Source organism: Salinibacter sp., from assembly GCF_042218895.1.
Lineage (GTDB): Bacteria > Bacteroidota > Rhodothermia > Rhodothermales > Salinibacteraceae > Salinibacter.
This window is the reverse complement of the sequence record NZ_JBDGQQ010000102.1, coordinates 1-21,172: the sequence shown is the minus strand read 5'-3', so window position 1 is coordinate 21,172 and position 21,172 is coordinate 1. Positions and strand designations below refer to the sequence as shown.

18 protein-coding genes are annotated in these 21,172 nt (G+C 63.6%); 11 read left to right on the top strand and 7 right to left on the bottom strand.

What is annotated here, in order from left to right; genetic code table 11:
• Positions 1-106 precede the first annotated feature (106 nt).
• Together ABEL04_RS09465 and ABEL04_RS09460 are read right to left on the bottom strand one after the other, a co-directional pair.
• On the bottom strand, positions 107-820 hold the full coding sequence (locus tag ABEL04_RS09465; protein ID WP_375802147.1) for a ferredoxin--NADP reductase: 714 nt from the start codon (positions 818-820) through the stop codon (positions 107-109).
• Positions 821-882: 62 nt separating this feature from the next.
• Positions 883-1,350 (bottom strand): hypothetical protein, encoded by a 468-nt coding sequence (locus ABEL04_RS09460; RefSeq protein WP_375802146.1) that lies wholly within the window; start codon positions 1,348-1,350, stop codon positions 883-885.
• Between the two features lie 195 nt (positions 1,351-1,545).
• On the opposite strand from ABEL04_RS09460, the gene ABEL04_RS09455 reads away from it, so the two are divergent.
• The 4 genes from ABEL04_RS09455 to ABEL04_RS09440 all read left to right on the top strand — a co-directional run bounded on the left by ABEL04_RS09455 (position 1,546) and on the right by ABEL04_RS09440 (position 4,977).
• Positions 1,546-3,255 (top strand): LamG-like jellyroll fold domain-containing protein, encoded by a 1,710-nt coding sequence (locus tag ABEL04_RS09455; protein WP_375802145.1) that lies wholly within the window; start codon positions 1,546-1,548, stop codon positions 3,253-3,255.
• A gap of 136 nt (positions 3,256-3,391) precedes the next feature.
• A complete protein-coding gene (locus tag ABEL04_RS09450) occupies positions 3,392-4,072 on the top strand; it encodes a metal-dependent hydrolase (protein WP_375802144.1) in 681 nt (226 codons plus the stop codon).
• A 138-nt stretch (positions 4,073-4,210) separates the two neighbouring features.
• A complete protein-coding gene (locus ABEL04_RS09445; protein WP_375802143.1) occupies positions 4,211-4,741 on the top strand; it encodes a metallophosphoesterase family protein in 531 nt (176 codons plus the stop codon).
• A 95-nt stretch (positions 4,742-4,836) separates the two neighbouring features.
• A complete protein-coding gene (locus ABEL04_RS09440) occupies positions 4,837-4,977 on the top strand; it encodes a hypothetical protein (protein ID WP_375802142.1) in 141 nt (46 codons plus the stop codon).
• A 35-nt stretch (positions 4,978-5,012) separates the two neighbouring features.
• Here ABEL04_RS09440 and ABEL04_RS09435 read toward each other — a convergent pair whose 3' ends face one another.
• Positions 5,013-6,302, bottom strand: coding sequence for a GlmU family protein (locus ABEL04_RS09435; RefSeq protein WP_375802141.1), 1,290 nt, complete (start codon positions 6,300-6,302; stop codon positions 5,013-5,015).
• Positions 6,303-6,555: 253 nt separating this feature from the next.
• Between ABEL04_RS09435 and fsa the strand changes: the two genes are divergently transcribed.
• The 3 genes from fsa (at position 6,556) to ABEL04_RS09420 (ending at position 12,081) form a co-directional block, all read left to right on the top strand.
• On the top strand, positions 6,556-7,230 hold the full coding sequence (gene fsa, locus ABEL04_RS09430) for a fructose-6-phosphate aldolase (RefSeq protein WP_375802140.1): 675 nt from the start codon (positions 6,556-6,558) through the stop codon (positions 7,228-7,230).
• Positions 7,231-7,461: 231 nt separating this feature from the next.
• Positions 7,462-8,856: an MBL fold metallo-hydrolase gene (locus ABEL04_RS09425; protein ID WP_375802139.1), complete on the top strand. Its 1,395-nt coding sequence runs from the start codon at positions 7,462-7,464 to the stop codon at positions 8,854-8,856.
• A 318-nt stretch (positions 8,857-9,174) separates the two neighbouring features.
• Positions 9,175-12,081, top strand: coding sequence for an FAD-binding and (Fe-S)-binding domain-containing protein (locus ABEL04_RS09420; protein ID WP_375802138.1), 2,907 nt, complete (start codon positions 9,175-9,177; stop codon positions 12,079-12,081).
• 95 nt (positions 12,082-12,176) lie between these two features.
• On the opposite strand, the gene ABEL04_RS09415 is transcribed toward ABEL04_RS09420, so the two are convergent.
• The gene (locus tag ABEL04_RS09415; protein WP_375802137.1) at positions 12,177-13,862 is read right to left on the bottom strand and encodes a S41 family peptidase; all 1,686 of its coding nucleotides are present in this window, start codon (positions 13,860-13,862) and stop codon (positions 12,177-12,179) included.
• Between the two features lie 299 nt (positions 13,863-14,161).
• Here ABEL04_RS09415 and ABEL04_RS09410 point away from each other — a divergent pair, with 299 nt between their 5' ends.
• Positions 14,162-14,695, top strand: coding sequence for a hypothetical protein (locus ABEL04_RS09410; protein ID WP_375802136.1), 534 nt, complete (start codon positions 14,162-14,164; stop codon positions 14,693-14,695).
• A gap of 83 nt (positions 14,696-14,778) precedes the next feature.
• Here the strand turns inward: ABEL04_RS09410 and ABEL04_RS09405 are convergent, their stop codons facing one another.
• The 3 genes from ABEL04_RS09405 to folP all read right to left on the bottom strand — a co-directional run bounded on the left by ABEL04_RS09405 (position 14,779) and on the right by folP (position 17,348).
• Positions 14,779-15,483: a protein-L-isoaspartate(D-aspartate) O-methyltransferase gene (locus ABEL04_RS09405; RefSeq protein ID WP_375802135.1), complete on the bottom strand. Its 705-nt coding sequence runs from the start codon at positions 15,481-15,483 to the stop codon at positions 14,779-14,781.
• A 65-nt stretch (positions 15,484-15,548) separates the two neighbouring features.
• Positions 15,549-16,337, bottom strand: a complete 789-nt coding sequence (gene cdaA / locus ABEL04_RS09400; protein WP_375802134.1) for a diadenylate cyclase CdaA — start codon at positions 16,335-16,337, stop codon at positions 15,549-15,551.
• An 84-nt stretch (positions 16,338-16,421) separates the two neighbouring features.
• On the bottom strand, positions 16,422-17,348 hold the full coding sequence (gene folP / locus ABEL04_RS09395) for a dihydropteroate synthase (protein ID WP_375802133.1): 927 nt from the start codon (positions 17,346-17,348) through the stop codon (positions 16,422-16,424).
• A gap of 205 nt (positions 17,349-17,553) precedes the next feature.
• Here folP and ABEL04_RS09390 point away from each other — a divergent pair, with 205 nt between their 5' ends.
• The 3 genes from ABEL04_RS09390 (at position 17,554) to ABEL04_RS09380 (ending at position 21,035) form a co-directional block, all read left to right on the top strand.
• Entirely contained in the window at positions 17,554-19,095 is a 1,542-nt protein-coding gene (locus tag ABEL04_RS09390; protein WP_375802132.1) for a GH3 auxin-responsive promoter family protein, read from the top strand.
• A gap of 244 nt (positions 19,096-19,339) precedes the next feature.
• Positions 19,340-20,179, top strand: a complete 840-nt coding sequence (locus tag ABEL04_RS09385; protein ID WP_375802131.1) for an RNA polymerase sigma factor RpoD/SigA — start codon at positions 19,340-19,342, stop codon at positions 20,177-20,179.
• A 121-nt stretch (positions 20,180-20,300) separates the two neighbouring features.
• Positions 20,301-21,035, top strand: a complete 735-nt coding sequence (locus tag ABEL04_RS09380) for a DUF2071 domain-containing protein (RefSeq protein ID WP_375802130.1) — start codon at positions 20,301-20,303, stop codon at positions 21,033-21,035.
• Positions 21,036-21,172 lie beyond the last annotated feature (137 nt).

Below are 21,172 nucleotides of genomic sequence, written 5' to 3'. Positions count from 1 at the left end.
GATTCTGAGCGTTTGTCGTCAAGCGTTGGGATCCGCGACCGCCACAACCAGCGCGTCTCCACGATCAGCGCATCGTGTCCAACGCTCACTCCCCGACGCGCAGCGCTCACTCCACCACGGACCCCTCCTCCCACCCCTCCGTGAAGATGTGTTCGTCGGGAGCGCCGAGGTCGTAGAGAAGCCCCTTCGTCTCCACCACCATCTCCGGCACGCCACAGATGTAAAAGTGGGGCGTATTTGCATCGTCGACGACGTCTGGGAGATGATCCTGCACGTACCCGGTAGGGCCTGACCAGTCCTCGTCCGAGAGCACATACCCCACCGTGAAGCGGGCGTAGCTCGCCGAAAAGAGGTCGAGGGTCTCCCGAAACATCAGGTCCTCTCGGGTGCGCTCCCCAAACAGAAGGGTGGTGGAGCCCTCCCCCTCCTCGAGGTGCTGGCGCATCATCGAGAACATCGGCGTGAGGCCGGTTCCTGTGGCGAGGAAGACCGCGTCCCGATTGAGGTCACGGAGGTGCAGGTTGCCCGACGGGAGGGTGAGGGTAATCGTGTCGCCCACGTCCCGGTTGTGCATCCAGGTCGAGGCGGTCCCGTCAGGGTAGCGCTTGATGGCGAGCGCAATCGTGTTGGTGCCGGGCTGGCTCACCGGTGAGTATGGGCGATATACGCGGCGGTCGTCCTCCCGATCAATCGCGATGCTCACGTGCTGACCCGGGCGGAAGTCGAAGGTATGCTCGTCCGCGCGGAGCAGAAACTGCTTCACGCGCGGCGTGATCGACTGTTCGGAAACTAGCGTCGTGTCTATGGTCTCAGCGGGCATACGGGAAGAAGAGAACGGTCGTGGGGATCGGCTACAGGCGCCTCAGGCGGAGGGACAACCCATCATCGATCTGACAAGGGGCGTTCGTGGTTCTCGGCGAACGTCGTTGCGGCCTCAGCATCCGCAAAGAGGGTGATTGTCGAGTAGCGGGCCTGCCCAATCCAGGCGTGGTCGGCGTTCACGTCGGTGTCGACGAGGACGCGGTCGGCCTCAAGATCTTCGAACACCGCCGCCCACCCGTCGACGTTCGCGTCTGCGAGGACCTTCCGAAGGGCCTCTTCGGTCCGGTAGGTGCCGATCTCTTCCCCCTCGTCGGGCGGTGAGGGCTCGGCCCGTGCCGAGTGGACCCGTATTTTCAGCTGGTCTTCGGAAGGAGCACGAACTACCTGAAAAAGAGCCGACGAAGGCTGGGCATCCGCCGTGCTGGGATCGGGGCCCTCCGGGGACCGGACTGTCTGGCCGGTCTCGGTCGGGGGCTGGTTTCCATGATGAGTGCCCACGTCGGTCAAGTCGCTGGGAATATCAGCCATGTGCACAGAATTCCTTCTCATTTGTGGTTTACGGAGTGCAGCTTTACGATTACAAGTCATCCCCACCAAAAATAAACCCCCTGACCTCGTCTGCGAGCGCCCACCGTCTCGGGGGGAGAGGCGACGAGGGCGTCTCCCAACCGACACTGTCGGCCATCCGATCGGGGGAAGACGAGCCAGGCGGCGCAGATCCCCATGGCACGTGTCAGTCGGCTTATTTTGATTGTCTGTGCCCTCAGTGCCCTTGTGCTCCCTCGTGGAGTCGGCGCTCAGACGCTCGGCGAGTCGCCCGTGACCCGGCTGTCCGGAACCACCGTCAACCTGTTCGAGACGCTCGACCCGAGCTCCCCAATTTCCGGAGTCCGACTTCAGCTCCCGGCTGCATGGCAGGTACAAGACGTACGCGTTCTGCGGTACGGAACAGAACCGGTGTCGGTCCAGCGCCGTGCTGGACCGGGAGGGGACATCCTCCTGACGACGGAGTCCCCCATCCGAGGGGCCCATGAGCTCATTCTGCGCGTGCGAACGGGAGAGGAGCCGGGCATGTACGCGTGGCACCTCACGCCATTCGTGCAGGCGACGGGAGCCGAGGTTTCGGATTCCCTCACGCAGAGACGCTTCCTCTTCGCCAGTCGCCGAACCCGTCGGGTGAAGGTCGAGCCGCCCGCTCGTCCTGAGGGGCCAAACCGGGCCGTAGATCTGAGCGGGGCCGCCCGCCCTCTGCTCCTCCAAGGGCCGGACCGCCCACCAATCGGCCCCACCACCTCCTTCACCATCGAGTTTTGGATGCGAACCGCCGGGCTCGACCAGGTTGTTCTGTCCACGTGGACGGGCAACGAGGCGGCGGCCTACCCGGCGGAGTTTGTCGTGGATCCAGGGGGACGCCTGCGCTTTTACTGCGGCCAGTCCGGACAGCACCAGGCACTACGTACACAGACCCCGGTTGCCGACAATCGCTGGCACCACGCAGCCGTTGTCTACGATGAGACGGAGTCCCGCCTCCACCTGATGCTGGACGGAACGGTGGTGGACTCTGCACAGGCTCGGGCCCTGCCTTCTACCCCCAGTACGCCCCCGTTGGCAATCGGCGGGCGACGGTCCCGGCAGGTGGGCAATGGGGCGGACGCGTCCTACACCGGTCGGCTCGACCAGCTTTTGATCTGGCCGCGGGCCCGATCGGTGGCGGCTCTCCGCCGGACGAGAGGACGTCCGGCGCCCGCGTCCGGAGCAGAGGGGAACGGACCCCTCCACCTGGGATTCGACCAGGATGCAGAGACGACGCCGGTCGAGTGGTCGGCGGGCGCCCGGCGCGTTTCCACTACGCTCTCGTTTCGGTCGGTCCTGCGAAACCTCCGGGCCCACACAGAGGGGAAAACCGTAACTCTCCGCTGGCAGGTAGCGGCTGAAAGCGACAGGACCTTCGTCGTCGAGCGGTCCCTGGATGGGGCCTCATTCTCGCCCGTTGCCCGTCTACGTCCCTCCGACGCGGTGACGTCCCGCTCTAAGTCCCGGAAGTTCGTGTATACGGACGAGGACGTTCCCGGACAAATTGTCTACTACCGCATCCGCCAGGCCTCCGCAGGCGCGTCCCGTAGCCGTACCACGCGCACGGTCAAAATCGGGCTCGGAACCCAGTCCCGGAGGCCCGTCAAGTTGATGGGCAACTTCCCAAACCCCTTCAAAGCCTCGACCACGATCACGTACCGGGTCGAGGAGCGTCAATCCCTGACGCTTACCGTCTGGGACCTGTCCGGAAAGCGCATCGCCACGCTGAGCAGTGGCACGCACGACCCCGGACGCTACGAAAGAACGCTGGACGCCAGTGACCTCCCGAGCGGCCCCTACTTTGCACGGCTTGAGACGGCCCGGGGGGTGCAGACGCACCGGATGATGCATCTGAAATAGCGGGCACGGCGCCGCGTGACGGTCCTCCCTCGACCCTGCGGACACGCGGGCGCAGGGCGGCGCGAAACAGCGCGGGTGTCGGTGCTCGTTCGAGCGCGCGAGTTTCCCACGTCATTCCGAAAAACCATCCATCATCATGGAACTGACCTACTTCGGACACTCGACCTTCCAAATCGAGACCGACGGCACAACGCTTCTCTTCGATCCCTTCTTCGACGAGAACCCACATACGGACACCGACCCGAGCTCGAGGGATCCCGACGTCCTGCTACTCACGCACGCGCACTTCGACCACTTCTCGGACACGGAGGCGGTGCTGGAAAACAGCGATCCGCTCGTCATTAGCAACTTCGAGATCACGCAGTACGTCCAGCAGAACTACGACCACGACGACATTCAGCCGCTCAATGAAGGGGGCAACGTGGAGTTCGACTGGGGATACGTCGAGTCGACGCACGCCCGGCACAGCTCGTCCTTCCCCGATGGCAGCTACGGCGGCGTCCCGAACGGCTTTGTGCTAGAGCTGGGAGACAGCGTGCTCTACAACACCGGCGACACGGCGCCCTTCGCAGAGATGCAGTGGGTGGGAGACTTGTGGAATGTCGACGTCATGCTGGCCCCGATCGGCAACGTGTTCACGATGGGCATCTATGGCGCCCTGCACGCCACCGACATGGTAGAGCCGGAGCTCGTGGTGCCGCTGCACTATGACACCTTCCCGCCCCTCGAAACCAATCTCGAGGCCTTTACCGAGGCCTTCGCCGAGGAAGGCTACGACACGAGGGTCTTCGACTTTGGGGAAACGGCTACACTGTAGGCACCGCCTCCACAGGCCCGCCGACGTGCTGCCGGCTGGGCTCAGCGACACCGCCTGGTGCACCACCCCGGCGTTGGGGGTGTCCGAAGAGTGGGCCGAGCCCCCCGTTCTCCCGTGTATTCTCCTCCTGCCTGAGCTGTGACGACACTTGGCATCGTCTCGGACACCCACGGCTATTTCCATCCCAATTTGCCGGATGACCTGGCCGGGGTGGATCGGATCCTACACGCTGGGGACGTGGGGGACCTGTCGATCCTCGATGGGCTGGAGGCAGTGGCCCCGGTGACGGCCGTGTGGGGCAATGTCGACGACGCGTCCATCCGGCGTCGCATTCCCGAGCACCAACGAGTTACGGTGGAGGGGCTCGACGTGTGGATGACCCACATCGCCGGGCGGCCCGGCCGGTGGCAGCAGGGGATGGGCGACAGATTGCAGGCTGATCCGCCCGACGTACTGATCTGTGGACACAGCCACATCCTGCAGGTGGAGCGGGTGGCGGCCCTCGGCGACATGCTGTTCGTGAATCCTGGGGCCGCTGGCCGGCAGGGCCTGCACCAGGAGAAGACGTGCCTCCGCCTCACCGTTGAGGACGGCCGGGCCACGGAGGCGGCGGTGGTCCATCTCGACCGGGAGGACTCGTCGTCCGCTCCACAGCACACCGAACCATGACGACGCGCGACCCCCACCACCGAGCCCGCCGATGGACTTCAGGATCGCTGGTACCCGCTCTCGGACATCGGCCTCTACATATCGGCCTCTACATAATGCTCGGGCTCGTCCCGCTGCTCAGCTTCGGGCGAATGTTTGCCGTGTATTCCGCCACGGAGGGACGTCCACGCTACCACGTCGTGTACGTCCTTCCGGCGCTCGCCGCCGAGGCGCTGTACGTCTGGTCCCTTGTGTAGGCGCTGGGGAGTGGATAAACCAAATGGGAGGTAAGCTATTCATGATGGGCCGCCCGCTCGGGCTGGGTGCGTTCGAAGAGTGACCGGAGGAGGGCCTCGCCCGCCTCCGTGAAGGCGGTGTCACGGCGGGCCATCACGCGCTCGGCCACCTCGCAGGCCTTGTCGAGCCGGTACTCAGCGAAGCCGGACGCGCCGCCCCAGGAGAAGGGAGGGACGTATCGGGGCAAAAAGTCGCCCCCAAGGAGGTTGCAATTCGTGCCGATGACGGTGCCGGTATTGAACATGGTGTTGATGCCGCACTTCGAGTGGTCGCCCATGAAGAGCCCCGCAAACTGGCGGCCCGTGCCCACGAAGCGCCCCTCGTCCGGCGCATAGGCCGACACCTCGCCGTAGTCGTTCTTGAGGTTCGAGTTGTTCGTGTCCGCGCCCAGGTTGCACCAAGATCCGAGGTATGCGTGTCCGAGAAAGCCCGCGTGGCTCTTGTTCGAGAAGGAGTGGAGAATGCAGTCGTGGACCTCACCGCCCACTTTGCACCATGTGCCTGTGGCTGTCCCCTCCACGTCTGCGCCGATCTGCACCTGGGTCTCAGGGCCTACGCAGCAGGGACCCCGTACCACCGCCCGCTCGTGGATCGTTGCGTCGACGCCAACGTAGATGGGACCGTCCTCGGCGTTGAGGAGGGCTCCCGGACGAATCGTGGCCCCGCTGCCGAGATAGATCTGCTCGGAATTTACAGCCGTCACGCTGTCGTGCACCGCCGCGTGCGGCCGCGCCCGGAGCGAGGTGGAAGCCCTCTCCCCCACACGTGCTTCTACGTCACGGGTGAGCGACGGACGGAGGGTGTCGAGCAGGTGCCAGGGCCGGCGCAGGAGGAGGGCATCGTCGAGCGAGGTCGTGGGCAGGTCGGCGAAGGCATCCGCCGTCAGAACCGGTTGGGACAGGGGATCGCCGGGCAGGCGGGCGGCGGCGTCGGGGCACCACGCCGCCACCAAGACATCGTCCTGAACGAAGGCGCGGCCCTTGCCCGACTCGCACGCCTGCTCGAGTTGACCGAGGACATCTCTGTCCTCCGCAACGAACCGGCCGTTTACGAAGAGCACGTCGGCCCCCTCGGGGAGCGTGTTCACGAGGGCATCGTCGTGGTCACGGCGGGTCACGCCGGTCACCAGGGGCCGGGCGTGGAGGAGCAGCCCGTCCGGCTCGAATGCGTCCCGCGTTGTTTCGAGTACGGTGCGGAGGCCGAGGCGCAGGTCGTACGCTGCCCGCGTCTCTACGAGCGGGCGCAACGACACGACGTGGTCGTCTTCGAAAAGGCAGAGATACATAGGAGCGTTGAAACCGAAAGTCTGAGTCGACCCGAAGCGATGCTCATCGCTGGCTCCAAGGTAAGGAAGAAGAGCGCCGATGTCAGAGAGGCCCTGCGGCACGACGCCATCGAAGGAAGGGGCGCTTCCGTTGTGACACCGCTAAACTCCGCTACCAGTCGTCCGTACACCCTACTCTCATGTCGGCAAGCCCTAACCTCTGGCACTCCGGCGCACACGCACCTGGATCTACGACTAACCTGCCCGAACGGATATGCAATTTTTTGTCGACACCGCTGACCTGGATGAAATTCGCGAAGCAGACGAGATGGGAATCCTCGACGGGGTGACGACGAACCCGTCCCTCGTGAAAGACGAAGGCAACATCGACTTCCACGAGCACGTCTTCCAAATCTGTGAAATCGTAGACGGGGATGTCTCCGCTGAGGTCACCGCAACCGACTTCGACGGCATGATGGAGGAGGCCCGTCGGCTTAACCAAGTCCACGAGAACGTGGTCGTCAAAATTCCCCTGATCAAAGAGGGCATCAAGGCGCTTCGGGCACTGGACGAGGAGGACATCAAGACAAACTGCACCCTTTGCTTTTCGCCCACGCAGGCGGTCCTGGCGGCCAAGGCCGGAGCCGATTACATCAGCCCATTCATCGGGCGCATCGACGACATTTCCTCCGACGGCATGGGACTGGTCGAGGAAATTGTCCAGATCTACGACAACTACGACTTCGACACCGACGTTCTTGCGGCCTCCATTCGGCACCCCACGCACGTGAAGCAAGCAGCCCTGGTGGGGGCCGACGTGGCAACAATGCCGTTCGAGACGCTCCTGGACCTGCTGGATCATCCTTTGACCGATCGGGGCCTGGAGCGCTTCCTCGCGGACTGGGAAGAGTACAAGGAAGCCCGCAAGGCCGAGGCCGGGCTGACCTAGCACCAGGTGCAACGCCTGCGGATTTGACAGGACCCCTGGAAAGCGCCGATCCAGGGCTGTTCGTCTCTGCCACCAGCCCGCGCAGAGCCGGGCCCACCGTGGGCAAGAAGGACGGTGCATCTCAAACTCGACACCACCGGTTGCTCGCAGGGTGTAGCGGGGACACCCGTGGACCGGTCGGGCGGGGTCAACGCCCATCACTCTCGAACACGTGGTCTTCTTTTGCACTCCATGAAGTTTATTGCACTCGGGGACACGGACGGCATTGGCGCAAGCTGTCACTTTCTCGACATCGCCAACACCGGACTCGTCCTTGACGCCGGCACCGATCCCCAACGTGAGGGGCCCGACTCTCTTCCGCGCTTCGACTTGGTTCGTGACCGAGCCGACAGCTACGTCGATCACGCCCTCATCACGCACGCGCATCACGACCACATGAGCAGTCTCCCGGTGCTTGCGCGGGAGTTTCCGCACGTGAAGGCCCACATGACCGATGCGACGAGTCGCCTCCTCAAGTTCCTGCTGCCGGCCGCGGCCCGGCTCCAAAAAAAGCGCCAGCGGAAAGGGGAAACGACCCACGATCCGCTGTACACCGAAGAAGAACTGGAGGTCTTGAGTCACCTCTACCTCACGCACGACCTCGGAGAGAATTTCGACGTCACGGGCACGCAAGGAGAGGTGCCTCTCACGGCTCGTTTCCACTCGGCCGGGCACATTCTCGGGTCGGTGGGCGTGGAGCTTCAGTTCGAAGAAAACGGCCGCGCGCGACGGCTCTTCTACACGAGCGACACCAACATGCAGGCCCAGACCATCATTCCGGGCGGGCAGTATCCAGACTCGACCGATGTGCTCGTGCTGGAGACTACCCTGGGCGCCGACGCGGAGGCCGAGCAAACCAGCCGTCCAGAAGAGCGAGACCGGTTCCGGGAAACCCTGTCCCAGGTCCTCGACCGTGGAGGCACGGCCCTCATTCCGGTCTTCGTGATGGGGCGGGCGCAGGAGATGCTGGTGCTTCTGGGGCAGCTGAAGCGAGAGGGGGCCATTCCGACGGATGTGCCCATTTACACGGCCGGATCCATGCGGGCGATCGCGGAGCTCTACGACGAGACCCGCGACACCACCCCCCGCAATGATCCAAGCGAGCAGGTCTTCGCCGTCGAGCAAGAGCGGGTGCCCTACGAGGCGGAGGCCAAGTCGGAAATCCTCTCCGGGCCCGGCATCATGGTGGTGAGCAGCGGCATGATGTTCGAGCCCACCCTGTCAAATGTCCTCGCCCGCCGCATCGTCGAGAACGAAGACGATGCTGTTCTACTCGTGGGCCACCCGGCGGAGGGCACGCCGGCCCGACGGCTCCAGGAGGCCGCCGAGCAGGGACCCGGGGCGCCCGTCATGCTGGCGGAGGGGCACGGTCCCCAGCCCGTTTACTGCACCGTCGAGCGCTTCCGGTTTACCGGGCACAGCGACCGGCGCGACCTCCTGAAAATTGTCGAGCAGATGCAGCCGAGCACAGTGCTCCTCGTACACGGGGACCCTGAGGCCCAGGAGTGGATGGCCCGGAACATCGAGCATTTTCATCCCGAAATGGATGTGCGTCGTCCGGAATGGGGCCGCATGATCGAACTGTAGGGAGCCGACACGGCCCCGCTCCCGCCCCGAAAAGGGACCGCCAAGCATTCAGGGCCCCCCTGCCGGTTCTAGGACCGAATGATCGTCAGTCGGGTGGAGGCAGGAAACCCTCATCGGTCCGTGTGGGACACGGGAGTGAAGCGCGCCGACACGAAGAGTTAAAACTGAATCGAAACAAACAGGAGCGACCGTGGGGCGTTCTGGAATCCGAAAAGATTTTGGAGGACCGTCCCCGAGCTTCGTTCCACACAAGGCTCTCGACAGGAGAGAGCCCCCACGCTCCGTCCTAGGTCCTGTTCCATTCAGGCTGTGCCCTCTATGCCAGTAGCCACCGACCCCCAGCGCACACTCCAAGAGGCCCTTGCGCCTCGCATCGCTGGAGTCCTGCATACCGACGAGATGATGCGGTCGCTCTACGCGACAGACGCGAGCATGTACGCCATGTCGCCCATCGGGGTGCTCGTGCCCGAGCAGGTGAGCGACGTGAAGGCGGCCCTGGAGGTCGCCTCTGACCTCGGAATTCCCATCCTTCCTCGGGGCGGCGGGTCCTCCCTCGCCGGGCAGGGGGTCAACGAAGCGCTGGTGATTGACTTCACCAACCACCTCAACCGTATCCTCGACATCGACCCGGAGGCGCAAACGGCCCGGGTGCAGCCTGGTGTGACGCTCGATGACCTGAACCGAGCTGCCGCTGAACATGGGTTGATGGTAGGGCCGGACCCAGCCAGTGCCAACCGTGCCACCCTCGGAGGCATGCTCGCCAACAACTCGACCGGAACGCACTCCATCGCGTACGGAAACTTCATCCACCACGTCCAGGAGGTAGAGGTTCTGCTGGCCGACGGCACCGAGACGACGTTCGGGCCGCTCGGCCACGACGACTGGCAGGCGCGCATGCGCCGCGACGGGCTCGAAGGCGCCATTTATCGCGGGCTGGAGGCCTTGCTGGCCGACGGTGGGCGCGAAACGATCGAGGAAAACACCCCCAGTCACTGGCGCCGCAACAACGGCTACCGCCTTGAGAGCCTGCTCAACGGCGAGCGAAATCTCGCGAAGCTCCTGTGCGGCAGCGAGGGCACCCTCGCCGTGGCCACCGAAATCACCTGCTCCCTCGTCGAAAAGCCCGCCCGGACGGGCCTCGGCGTTGTCCACTTCGAGTCCCGCGACGACGCCCTCCGGGCCGTGACGACTGTTCTGGAGACCGATCCCTCGGCCGTGGAGCTCTTCGACGGGGTGGCTATCGAGCGGACACAGCAGACGCCCGGCTACGCGGAGCGTCTCACTTTTCTTGAAGGCACGCCCGGGTCCGTACTCATCACCGAGTATTCGGGCGACACGGATCAGGAGGTCACGGAGGCCCTCGACGACCTCGAACGGAAAATGGCAGAGGCGGACCGCGGGTACACCACCGTTCGCGTTACCGACCCAGCCGCCATCAAGAACGTCTGGTCCATCCGGAAGGAGGGCCTCGGCCTGCTCATGGGCGTAGAAGGCGACTACAAGCCGTGGGCCTTCATCGAGGATGCCTCCGTGCCCGTCGAAAACCTGGCGGATTACATCGACGAGCTCTCGACGTTCGTTGACGCGACGGACACGCGCGCGGCCTATTACGCCCATGCCTCTGCCGGGTGCCTCCACGTGCGGCCCTTCGTGAACACGAAGGATGAGACGGAGGTCGAGAAAATGGAGCAGATTGCGAAGGAGTCCCTCGATCTCGTGAAAAAGTACGGCGGCGTCGTGTCGTCGGAGCACGGAGACGGCATTGCCCGCGGGTGGGCCAATCCGGCCATTCTCGGGGAAAAGCTCTACGAGCTGTGCCGTCGAACGAAGTCCCTCTTCGATCCGGAAGGCATCCTCAACCCAGGAAAGGTGGTCGAGGCCCCTCCAATGACCGAGCATCTGCGGATGGGGCCGGACTACGACACTCGTCCGTTCCGCACAGAGCTTGACTTCTCAGAAGATGGGGGATTTACGGGCGCCATTGAGAAGTGCAACGGCAACGGGGCCTGCCGAAAGCTTCGCGCCGGCACCATGTGCCCCAGCTTCATGGCCACCCGCGAGGAGCCGGATTCCACCCGTGGCCGGGCCAACGCGCTGCGCAGCGCCCTCGCGGGCGACCTCTCGGAGGACGCCATGACAGGCGACGACATGCACGAGGTGATGGACCTGTGCATCCAGTGCAAGGCCTGCAAGACCGAGTGCCCGTCTAACGTCGACATGGCCAAGATCAAGACCGAGTGGCTACACCACTACTGGGAGGAAAATTCGATGCCCCTCCGCGCGTTTCTGTTTGCGCATCAGCCCGACGCGGCGCGGTGGATCAGCGGCACGCCACTGGCGTCGGTCGTCAACTGGGCAAGTGCCCAATCTGCTCTCCGCACGGTCGGGGAGGCCCTCCTGGGTGTAAGTGCCGAGCGCCCCCTGCCCCCGTTCGCACGGCAGACTTTTCGCCAGTGGTTTGAGGGCAGCGAGCCGCCCGAACCGTCGGGTCCCCGAGTCGTGTTGTTTCCGGATGCGTTCAACGCCTACCACACACCGGCCCCACTCCAGGCCGCTACCCAGATGCTCTGGGCCACCGGGCACCGGGTGGAGCTACCGCCTGCATCGGTAGAGAGCGCGCGCACACTGCTTTCGAAAGGGCTTGTGCCCCAGGCCCGGCGCCGCGCCCGGAAGACGGTCGAGGCGCTTCACCCGTACGCCGAACAAGAGATTCCCATCGTGGGGCTGGAGCCGAGCTCAATCTTGACGCTCCGCGACGAGTTCTTAGACCTGCTTCCGGACGCTCCACAGGCCAAAGCCGTGTCCGACGTGGCGTATACCTTCAGCGAATACGTGGCCGAGCGGGCGGAAGCGGGCGCGTTCGACGAGGCCGCCTGGACGACCGGTGGGGGACGCGTCTTCCTGCACGGTCACTGCCATCAGAAGGCCCTCAACGGGACCGACGCTACGGAGCGGGTGCTACGTCTTCCCGGCTATGACGTCGAGGCCGTCGACGCGGGATGCTGCGGCATGGCCGGCGCCTTCGGCTACGAGGCCGAACATGTGGACGTATCCAAGCAGATGGCTGAGCTTCGCCTCGCCCCCGCCGTGCGCCAGACGGCAGAGGATACACTGCTTGCGGCTCCCGGCTTCTCGTGCCGGTCCCAGATCAAAGATGTCACGAACCGCACGGCGCGGCATCCCGCCGAACTCCTGTGGGAGGCCCTCGTCGATTCTCAGAACTGACGCGGGACGCCCCCAGTCAGGGGGCAGAAGCGCTCAGGACAGGACCTTCCGGCCCCGTCTTTCCGTCCGCTGCTGCCCCCAGAGGCCGATCAGCCTCAATTCTGCTTCATCGGCGAGGACGTGGCCGTCGAGTGGTAAGAGGCCAGTTCGCGGGACGAAGGCCACAGGGACAAGGCTTCCTGGAAGATCGGAGATGCCTTGTTCAGGATTGGACGGGCGGCGCTCCGGCCATACAGCTGTGCCGCAAGGTGGCCCTTGATTCGAGTGGCCACGAAGTCTCGCTTCTTCTGCGCCATCTCCCGTGCGTAGATGCCCTCATCCACGTTCACCGAGTCCTGGTTCTCCGTGATCGTAATACCGTTCTCCTCAGCGAACGACCAGAACTCAGACATCATCTTGTCGGACACCTCGTAGGAGGTCGAGAATTCCTCCTGCCGTTCTTGCCAGGCCCCTCGAAGCTCCTTCTCGTGATTTGAGAACCACTTGCGAGCGAACGCGGCGCCAAACTGCCCCCTTCGAACGAGGTACGTAAGCTTGGTGGTATCCGGCTGGACCACGTAGTCGGGAAGGATGCCTCCACCCCCGAATACCGTGCGTCCGTGGTCGGTTTTGTAGGCCAGAGAGTCGGGGATGCTCTCGACGTACTTGCTGGGATGGTACGTCGCCTGGTTCATCGTGGACATCTTGTTTGCGTAATAGTCCTTCTCCTGACCCCGTTTGTAGGGCGACTGGATAAGCCGTCCGACGGGCGTGTAGTAGCGGCCCACCGTCATTTGGAGGACGCTCCCGTCGTTGAGGTCAAATTGCTTCTGAATGAGACCCTTACCAAAGGTGCGCCGGCCGACAATGAAGGCGCGGTCGTGATCCTGCAGGGCCCCGGTCAGGATTTCGCTCGCCGAGGCTGTCCCCCGGTTCACGAGCACGATGATTGGTTCGTCCCGAAGCAGCCCGCCAGCCTTCGCGGGAATCTTCTGGTCCATTCGCTCACCCCGACCTTTCGTCTTAACAATTGTCATTCCCTTCCCGAGCATCTCGTTGGCAATCTTCCAGGATGACCGCATGACGCCTCCCGGGTTGTTACGCAGGTCGAGGATCAGCCGCTCCATCCCCTTGTTGAGCAGAGCGCTCGCTCGGTCCTTGAACTCGCCGTGCGTCTTCATGGTGAACCGGTTGATGTCGATGTATCCGGTCTTGTCGTCCACCATGTACGACGAATGGATGGAAGGCGCGTTGATCTTCTCGCGCGTGATCGTGAAGGTGAGACGCTTGCCCACCAAGGGCCGGTAGACCGTCATCTGGACCTTCGTTCCGACTTCCCCCTTCAGGCGGTCCTGGATTTCGGTGTCCGAGAAGCCGACAGCGCTAGTGTCCTCGATCTCCACAATTCGGTCTCCGGCCATAATCCCGACCTCGTCACTTGGCCCGCCAGCGATGGGAGAAACGACCTGAGCAGTGTCGCCCGGCACCTCGAACACGATCCCAATGCCGCCGAACGACCCCTGATACGAGTCCTTCACGTCCTCGGCCCTTTCGTCCGAGATGTACGTGGAGTGAGGATCGAGACTGTTGATCATTCCTTTCACTCCTTTCTCCGCGACGTTGCCCGCGTCGAGCGGCTCCACATACTTTTTGTCGATGATGAGCAGGGCCTTCTTCAACTTGCTGGCCTGTGCCCCCAGATTGTCGTCGGACAGGTAGGTATCAATCTGCACGCCGAGCACTGCGCCAAGAACGAGTAGCGCAACGGCCGGGAGAAGACGATACTTGCTGAAGTACTTCATAAGGTCGGATCGGCGATGAGGTCTGTGTCAGGAGGCGGTGGGGCGGAGTTCAAGCGAGAGCGACACACCCGGACTCAAGCTCGGTTTGCACTCCGTCTTTCAGGTTTTGCTGTAGTAGAACAGCACAACACGACACCTTTAATTCAGACCGGTCTTCTTTGTTGCAGGCTCCAAGTCCCGAGAGACACCGTTACAAAAGGTGAACGTTCGCCGAAGAACTGCTTATCAATGAGAGGATTAGAAGCCAGGGCATATCGGGCAGCCGCAAGCTCACCCCCACTGCTGAACGGATAAGGGCCATGATTTCGGACGCCACGGTTGATCGGTTCTACTATATTTTTGACAGCCGTGAGCACCGCGCCCTGGTCGTGGATCGAGCCACGGGTGAGGAGCATGTGCGGAACCGGGTGCCCCGATCTCAACTCATCGCTCGCGTTCGGGCGTGCCGGTCATCGGCCGTAGTGCGCCAGTTTGCGCGGTGGTGTGCCCGGCAGGTGAACGCCGAGGACGCCTCGGCCCATACCCCCGCGGGCCGGCTCTGGTCGGCCGCGCGCCGCGAGGAGGAATCGATCTGGCGACGCGTGCGGCGGGAGACTACCGATGCCGTGGCGCTCGCCGTCGCAGTCGGCCTGCCCCGCGGTCGACCCGACGCGGCCCGCCTCCTGGTGCTTCAGGCCTGCACGAATCCCGATGCGGAGCAGGCAGCCCTCGACGCCGCACACATGAGCGAGCGGTGGGCAGAATTCCGGGCCGAGTCTGAGCCGGCGGCCCCTGCGCAGTCTATGCGGGCGCGCCACGTCGACTGGCTGCTCGACGCTCTCCCTCGTCCGTAGCCTCGGCTCCGTACAGAGCACGGCGCCTGGATTTCGGTCCCGGCGGTCCCGACCAACCCCGACCAACAGGGCAGACACACAGGTCACTCCGCGCCCTCATCCTCTTCGCTTACCAGGGGCACGAAGCGAAAAGAGTGGAATTCCTCCCGGTCGTAATCGTGTGGCCCTGTGCCGGTGCGGGTGATGCGCGTCATGACCTGACCGTTGCGTCCCCCAACCGGGATGACGAGCCGTCCGCCAGCATGGTCGTCCGACTCGATCGGTTCGCGGAGTTGGCGCAGAAGCGGATCTGGGGGGGATGGGGCGGCGGCGGTCACGACAATTCCGTCGTACGGCGCGAATGCGGGCCATCCCTGTGTCCCGTCGCCGTGCCTGGTCCGAACGTCGTAGCCAAGCTCCTCGAGGCGCGTGCGGGTGCGGGTGAGCAGGGACTCGTGCCGCTCAACGGAAAAGACGCGCGCCCCAAGTTCACACAACACGGCTGCCTGGTAGCCACTCCCGGTCCCCACCTCGAGGACGCGGTCATCGGGCTCGACGCTGAGCAGGGCGGTCTGGTAGGCCACCGTGAAGGGCTGCGAGATGGTCTGGTTACGCCCGATGGGCAAAGCCTCGTCGGCGTATGCCCGGTCGCGGAGAGCCGGATCCACGAACTCGTGGCGCGGAACCGCTCCGATGGCCGCTAGCACGCGCTCGTCCTGAATACCCCGCTTCTGAAGCTTCTCGACCAGCCGCGCGCGCTGGCGGCGATACTGGCGATTGTCCTCATCTGGCGGAGGGGGGGAAGACATGATGGCAACGATGGGCTGCGCCGGAAGAGCAAGGGGCCGATTTTGGGGACGAAAGACGAGAAGAATCAGCCTGTCACGCTAGCCTGTGAAGCCGGTTTCCCGGTGAGGGCACTAACGAGATACGTGCGAAGTTCTTCCGGCGTGATGTTGGAGATGAGGGCCCCGTCGCGCGAGACGCTGATGTCGCCGGTCTCCTCCGACACGACCACTACAAACGCGTCGGTTTGCTCTGTGAGGCCCACCGCGGCACGGTGACGAAGGCCCAGTTGGGGACTGAGCTTCATGCTCGTCGATACCGGGAGAATACACCGGGCCGCCTCGACACGTCGATCGTTGATGATGACCGCCCCGTCGTGGAGCGGGTTCTTGCCGTAGAAGATCGAGAGGAGGAGATCGTGCGATACCTCGGCCCGCAGGGGCTCACCGGTCTCGACGTAGCTGCGGAGCCCCGTACTGCGCTGAAACGCGATGAGGGCCCCAATCTGCTGGTCGCTCATCTCCTCCACGGCGGACACAGTCTCGTCGATGATTTCGGTCTGGTCGGTCGTGGAGACGAAGCGCCGAATGATCGGGTTTTTCCCGAGAAGAAGTAGCAGGCGTCGAATTTCGGGCTGGAAAATGATGATGACCGCCAGCACGAACACCTGGTTGAGGTAATCGAAGACCTTGGGGAGCACCGTCATGCCGGCCAGATCGACGATCTCCTGCACCAGAAACAAGGCCCCGAGCCCGAGGGCGATTTGCACGGCAATGGTGCCCCGCATCAGCCGATACAGCTGGTACAGGATGTACGCGACGACGACGACCTCAATCGCGTCGACGGGCCCAAAGCCAATGACCTCAAGAATCTTCACGGATGCCTCAGGGAGATGGAAAAAGGAGCACAGAGTTCGGTCGGGCCGGCCCCGAAACGGGTGCAGACCGCCAGCGTGGGGGGGCTACCGCTCGCGGAGCGTAGCACCAAGCACCTCCAACGTTTGCACGGTCGGAGCCACATCGTGGGTGCGAACGATCGTGGCCCCCCGCATGACGGCGACCGCTGTGGCGCCGAGCGAACCGTACAAACGCTCGTCGACAGGGGCGGGATCGTCGGGGGTGCCAAGGGCTGCCCCGATCGTGCTCTTGCGGGAAACGCCCACCAGCACGGGACGGTCGAGGGTCAGCAGCTCGTCGATGGCATTAATGAGGCGTAGGTTGTCGGGGTGGGATTTCCCAAAGCCGAATCCAGGATCAACGACGAGATGCTCGACCCCCGCCTCCTCTGCGGTCCGAATTGCCTGGGCGAGGGTGTCGCGCACCTCGGCGACCAGGTCGCTGTAGGCACGCGGACGGGTGAGATCGCCCGGCTCGCCCCTCGAATGCATCAGGATGAGGGGAGCGTTCCAGTCGGCCGCCACGTCGGCCATCTCGGGACGGAGGCGCAGGCCCGTCACGTCGTTCACGAGGTGGGCGCCTGCGGCCAAGGCCGCACGGGCCACCTCGGGCTTGTATGTGTCGATAGACAGGAGGGCATCCGGAAACCGGTCCGACAGGGCCTCAATGACGGGCACGACCCGGTCGCGCTCGTCTTCCAGCGACAGCGGATCGGCGCCGGGACGCGTCGATTCCCCCCCTACATCCACGATTGTTGCGCCCTCGCTCAGCATCTCGGCGGCCCGCGACACGGCGTCCTCGACGGCCATGTACTGACCGCCGTCCGAGAAGGAATCGGGCGTCACGTTCAGGATGCCCATCACGTGAGCCGCCGTCCCGTCGAGGCGTCCTGGACGGCAGTCCAACGACTGGGCCCGGCCGCCGAGCACGAAGCGGTCGGCCGGGAACGGATCGGGGGCGAGCTGGGGAAGGGACCGAGGGGCACCGGGCATGGCAACAAGAGCCGGGAAAAAGGACAGACGTAAACGTACCAAACGAACACTGTACCAAACAACGTATACACAAAGCGCAGAGGAGTGGAGGTCTAAGGCTCGTTTTTGTGAAAAATTTCTGGCAACCCGGAACGCTGACCTCCGCCGCGCCGTCGCGAAAAGAGACGTTTTGAGGAACTTGTCTACGAGTGGCAACCCGTCGTTAATGAGCGAATTGGTACGTTCGGCTCTGCAGTGGATTGGTCCGCTCCGGCGGGTCGAAGAATTCAAAGAGCATCCCGTGTCTACGCAGCGGGCACTTCTCCGCCGTCTCCTCACCCGCGCCGCCGACACCGAGTGGGGGCTGCGGTTCGGGTTCTCGGAGATTGCCGAGGCATCGGACGTGGTCTCAGCCTATCAGGAACGGGTGCCGCTGCATACCTACGAGGACATCGAGGACGACGTGGGGCGGGTTCGAGAGGGGGCCGCCGACGTGATGTGGCCCGGGACCATCACCAACTTTGCCGTCTCCAGCGGCACCGTGTCCGACGGCAAGGTGATTCCCATCAGCGACGAGACCATCGAGTACAATCGCGCCTTTAGTGTTGGGGCCGGAATAAACTACCTTAAGCAAAGCCTCGATCCGAGCTTCTTCGGCGGCGTGCATTTAACGCTTCCGGGGCGCATCGAAGAGGATCCAAACCACCCCGGCACCGTGGCGGGAGAGATCAGCGGAATCCTGGCCGAGAACGCACCTGGGTTTTTCCGCCGCTTCTTCCAGGCAGTCCCCAATGAGATTACCTTCTTGCCCAGCTGGGAGGAAAAACTCCGGGCCGTCGCCGAGCGAACCGTCGACCAGGACGTTCGCCTTCTGGTGATGGTTCCCACCTGGGCGCTCAACCTGTTTGACCAACTCATCGAGCTTCACAACGAGCGTAACAACGACACGGCCACGACCGTGGGGGAAGTGTGGCCGAACTTGCAAGTGTTTATTTCAGGCGGGGTGGCACTCCGGTCGTACCGCGATCTGATCGAGGAAAAGATTGGCCATAGCGTCGACTTTGTCGAAACCTACGGGGCCTCCGAGGGCTTCTTCTCTTTCCAGGATGAACTGGATGATCCCTCGATGCTATTACACCTCGACAATGGGGTCTTCTACGAGTTCGTGCCTCTCGACGAGCGGGGGGACGAGGCCCCAACGCGTCACACCATCGCCGACGTGGAGCCCGGTGTGCGCTACTCGATGCACGTCACCTCCTGCAGTGGGCTCTGGGCCTACGAGGTGGGCGACGTGGTGCGGTTCACGCAAACCTCTCCGCACAAGATTGCCGTGGCGGGCCGCACCAGCGACATGATCGATGAATACGGAGAGGCCATTTACGGCGACGAGGTGCGGGCCGCCTTGCGGGAAGCCTGCGAGGCTACGGAAGCCCACGTTGCCGACTACCACGTCGCCCCGCGCCGGCACGCGAACGGTGAACAACCCGGGCACGAGTGGCTCGTCGAGTTTGAGAAGGCCCCCGACGATCTCAATGCCTTTGAGCAAGCCCTCGACGAACATCTCCGGGAGGTGAACCGCCACTACTACATTCGACGCGAGGGGGAGGCCATGGATGGGCCGGAGGTATCGGTTCTGCCCAGCGGTGCTTTCTACGACTGGCTGAAGGCCACCAAGGAGGAGATTAGTGGACAGACAAAAATTCCCCGAATGAGTGACACCCGAGACGTTGCCGACGGCGTCCTGGCGGCCGCTGAGCAGAAAGAGTAAGGGGACTTTGTCACGGATTCCTCGCTTTCTGGGACCTGGAACAACGACTTTCGAGGCTCGTGATGAGTCCGCGGAATGTAGATCGTCTTCTTCACAGACTTATTACCGGATGCCCCCCGGCGCCTCTTGACTCCGGTCGCCGACTCATTGCTTGTCTGCACGACCGGAGCCCCGTTGGCTACTAGAAACCCCTATACGGCATCATCACCAACATCGCTACCACCCAAAATCCGACAGGAGCCTTATGCAAGTTTCTCGCGAACAACGGATGCTGGACCAGTACCTCCAAGAGATTGGAAAGATCGATCTTCTTGATCCAGAGGAAGAGGTCGAGTTGGCCCGCCGTATCGAAGATGGCGATGAGGAAGCCCTCCACAAGCTCTGCCGCGCCAACCTGCGCTTCGTCGTCTCAGTCGCGAAGAAGTACCAGGGACAGGGCTTATCGCTTGCCGATCTAATCAACGAAGGAAACTATGGTCTCATCAAGGCCGCGAAGCGGTTCGACGAGACCCGCGGCTTTAAATTCATCTCCTATGCCGTCTGGTGGATCCGGCAAGCCATCCTGCAGGCCCTCGCCGAACAAAGCCGCGTGGTGCGTCTCCCCTTGAACCGCATCGGCACGATTTCGAAAATCCGCAAGGCCAGTGCCCGGCTCCAGCAGGAGCTCGACCGCAAACCCAACATCGAGGAGCTGGCCGAGGAGCTTGAGATTGACGTCCGGAAGGTGCGGGAGGCAATGAAGCACACGAGCCGCCACCTGTCGATGGACGCCCCCTTCAACGAAGAGGACGACAACAGCCTCCTCGACGTTCTCCCGGACGACAACAGCGATCCGCCCGATGAGGAAATGCTCTCGGAGTCGGTCAAGATCGACATCGAGCGGGCCCTCAGTCGATTGCACGACCGAGAGGCCGAAATCACGCGTCTTTACTTCGGCATCGGGCGCGAACACCCCCTGACACTCGAGGAGATTGGCAAGCGCTTCGACCTCACCCGAGAGCGCGTCCGTCAGATCAAGGAAAAAGCTCTCCGGAAGCTCCGCCAACGCCACAGCCGGGACGATCTCCAGCCCCACACCGACTAGTACTGATACGACGAGGCGTCACGCTCTATTCTGAGGAGACTAATTGGGCGCGCTCCCCCAGGGGGCGCGCCCGTTTTCGTTAGGGGGAGCGTTTCGGTCCTGTCGAGTTGCCTCTTTGCGCATGTCGTCGCCAGCTTCGTTCAGCCAGCCACACGTCCTTCGAGCCACGGCGCGACACCGTGTAGTCGTGGCCTACGCGGTCGCTCCGGACCGGGTAGCCTCCCATCTCCCAGGGGGGCTCGTGCCGGACGAGCGAGACGGAAATGCGTATGTTAGCCTCGTTGGGGTGGAGCTCACCAACGTACGCGTGCTCGGCCTCACAGGCCCGGGCTTCCGACGTGTACCGGCCGTCGAGCTGCGCGCCCACGTACGTCGGGCCCACTCGTCCTCGGGAACGAGGGGGACGTGGACTGTTCGGGCACACGTTCCGCGGTATCTTGTAGCGTGGGCCGCGCAGTGGCTCTACGGGGAGCCCGTGGAAGTTGCCTCCATGCAACCGGTCTGGCGCGAACAGGTCGAAGAGGTAGAGGCGACATATCGCTTCGACTGGAAGGGGCGCGAGCAGCGAGTGCGGGCCCGAGGGACGAAGCCGCCCGTTATGCCGGTGCCGGACACTCTCGCTGATACTCTCGGGGCCTCCTCCGTTCGGTTTGGCACGACGCGGGACGGTGCGCTCCTGCGGACCCGGGTTGAACGCCCGTCGCACCCCATCTATCGTGTTCAGGAGCATCACGTCACCATGCAGTGGCCAGCTGTCTATGGGGACATCGGGCGTGCCCTTCAGGATAAAGACCCTGTGTGCGTGCTCCTTTCGCCCGGCGCCCCCGTAGCGCTCCGATGGCGAGAGCGGGTGTGATAGAGGTCGGGCACATTCGGATGCAGACCTCCAAGGCCATCATCTTGTCCCCTGGGTCGTCTTCGATTGGGAGGGATCTGCCCGGCGTGCAGGCCAGCCTCCATCTGCTCGCTCGGCCTTTTGATACCGGTTTGACT

Excerpts from the sequence above, each read along its gene's own strand:
- ABEL04_RS09465 (WP_375802147.1), bottom strand. The coding sequence starts at position 820 with ATGCCCGCTGAGACCATAGACACGACGCTAGTTTCCGAACAGTCGATC.
- ABEL04_RS09460 (WP_375802146.1), bottom strand. The coding sequence starts at position 1,350 with ATGGCTGATATTCCCAGCGACTTGACCGACGTGGGCACTCATCATGGA.
- ABEL04_RS09455 (WP_375802145.1), top strand. The coding sequence starts at position 1,546 with ATGGCACGTGTCAGTCGGCTTATTTTGATTGTCTGTGCCCTCAGTGCC.
- ABEL04_RS09450 (WP_375802144.1), top strand. The coding sequence starts at position 3,392 with ATGGAACTGACCTACTTCGGACACTCGACCTTCCAAATCGAGACCGAC.
- ABEL04_RS09440 (WP_375802142.1), top strand. The coding sequence starts at position 4,837 with ATGCTCGGGCTCGTCCCGCTGCTCAGCTTCGGGCGAATGTTTGCCGTG.
- ABEL04_RS09435 (WP_375802141.1), bottom strand. The coding sequence starts at position 6,302 with ATGTATCTCTGCCTTTTCGAAGACGACCACGTCGTGTCGTTGCGCCCG.
- fsa (WP_375802140.1), top strand. The coding sequence starts at position 6,556 with ATGCAATTTTTTGTCGACACCGCTGACCTGGATGAAATTCGCGAAGCA.
- ABEL04_RS09425 (WP_375802139.1), top strand. The coding sequence starts at position 7,462 with ATGAAGTTTATTGCACTCGGGGACACGGACGGCATTGGCGCAAGCTGT.
- ABEL04_RS09420 (WP_375802138.1), top strand. The coding sequence starts at position 9,175 with ATGCCAGTAGCCACCGACCCCCAGCGCACACTCCAAGAGGCCCTTGCG.
- ABEL04_RS09415 (WP_375802137.1), bottom strand. The coding sequence starts at position 13,862 with ATGAAGTACTTCAGCAAGTATCGTCTTCTCCCGGCCGTTGCGCTACTC.
- ABEL04_RS09410 (WP_375802136.1), top strand. The coding sequence starts at position 14,162 with ATGATTTCGGACGCCACGGTTGATCGGTTCTACTATATTTTTGACAGC.
- ABEL04_RS09405 (WP_375802135.1), bottom strand. The coding sequence starts at position 15,483 with ATGTCTTCCCCCCCTCCGCCAGATGAGGACAATCGCCAGTATCGCCGC.
- folP (WP_375802133.1), bottom strand. The coding sequence starts at position 17,348 with ATGCCCGGTGCCCCTCGGTCCCTTCCCCAGCTCGCCCCCGATCCGTTC.
- ABEL04_RS09390 (WP_375802132.1), top strand. The coding sequence starts at position 17,554 with ATGAGCGAATTGGTACGTTCGGCTCTGCAGTGGATTGGTCCGCTCCGG.
- ABEL04_RS09385 (WP_375802131.1), top strand. The coding sequence starts at position 19,340 with ATGCAAGTTTCTCGCGAACAACGGATGCTGGACCAGTACCTCCAAGAG.
- ABEL04_RS09380 (WP_375802130.1), top strand. The coding sequence starts at position 20,301 with ATGTCGTCGCCAGCTTCGTTCAGCCAGCCACACGTCCTTCGAGCCACG.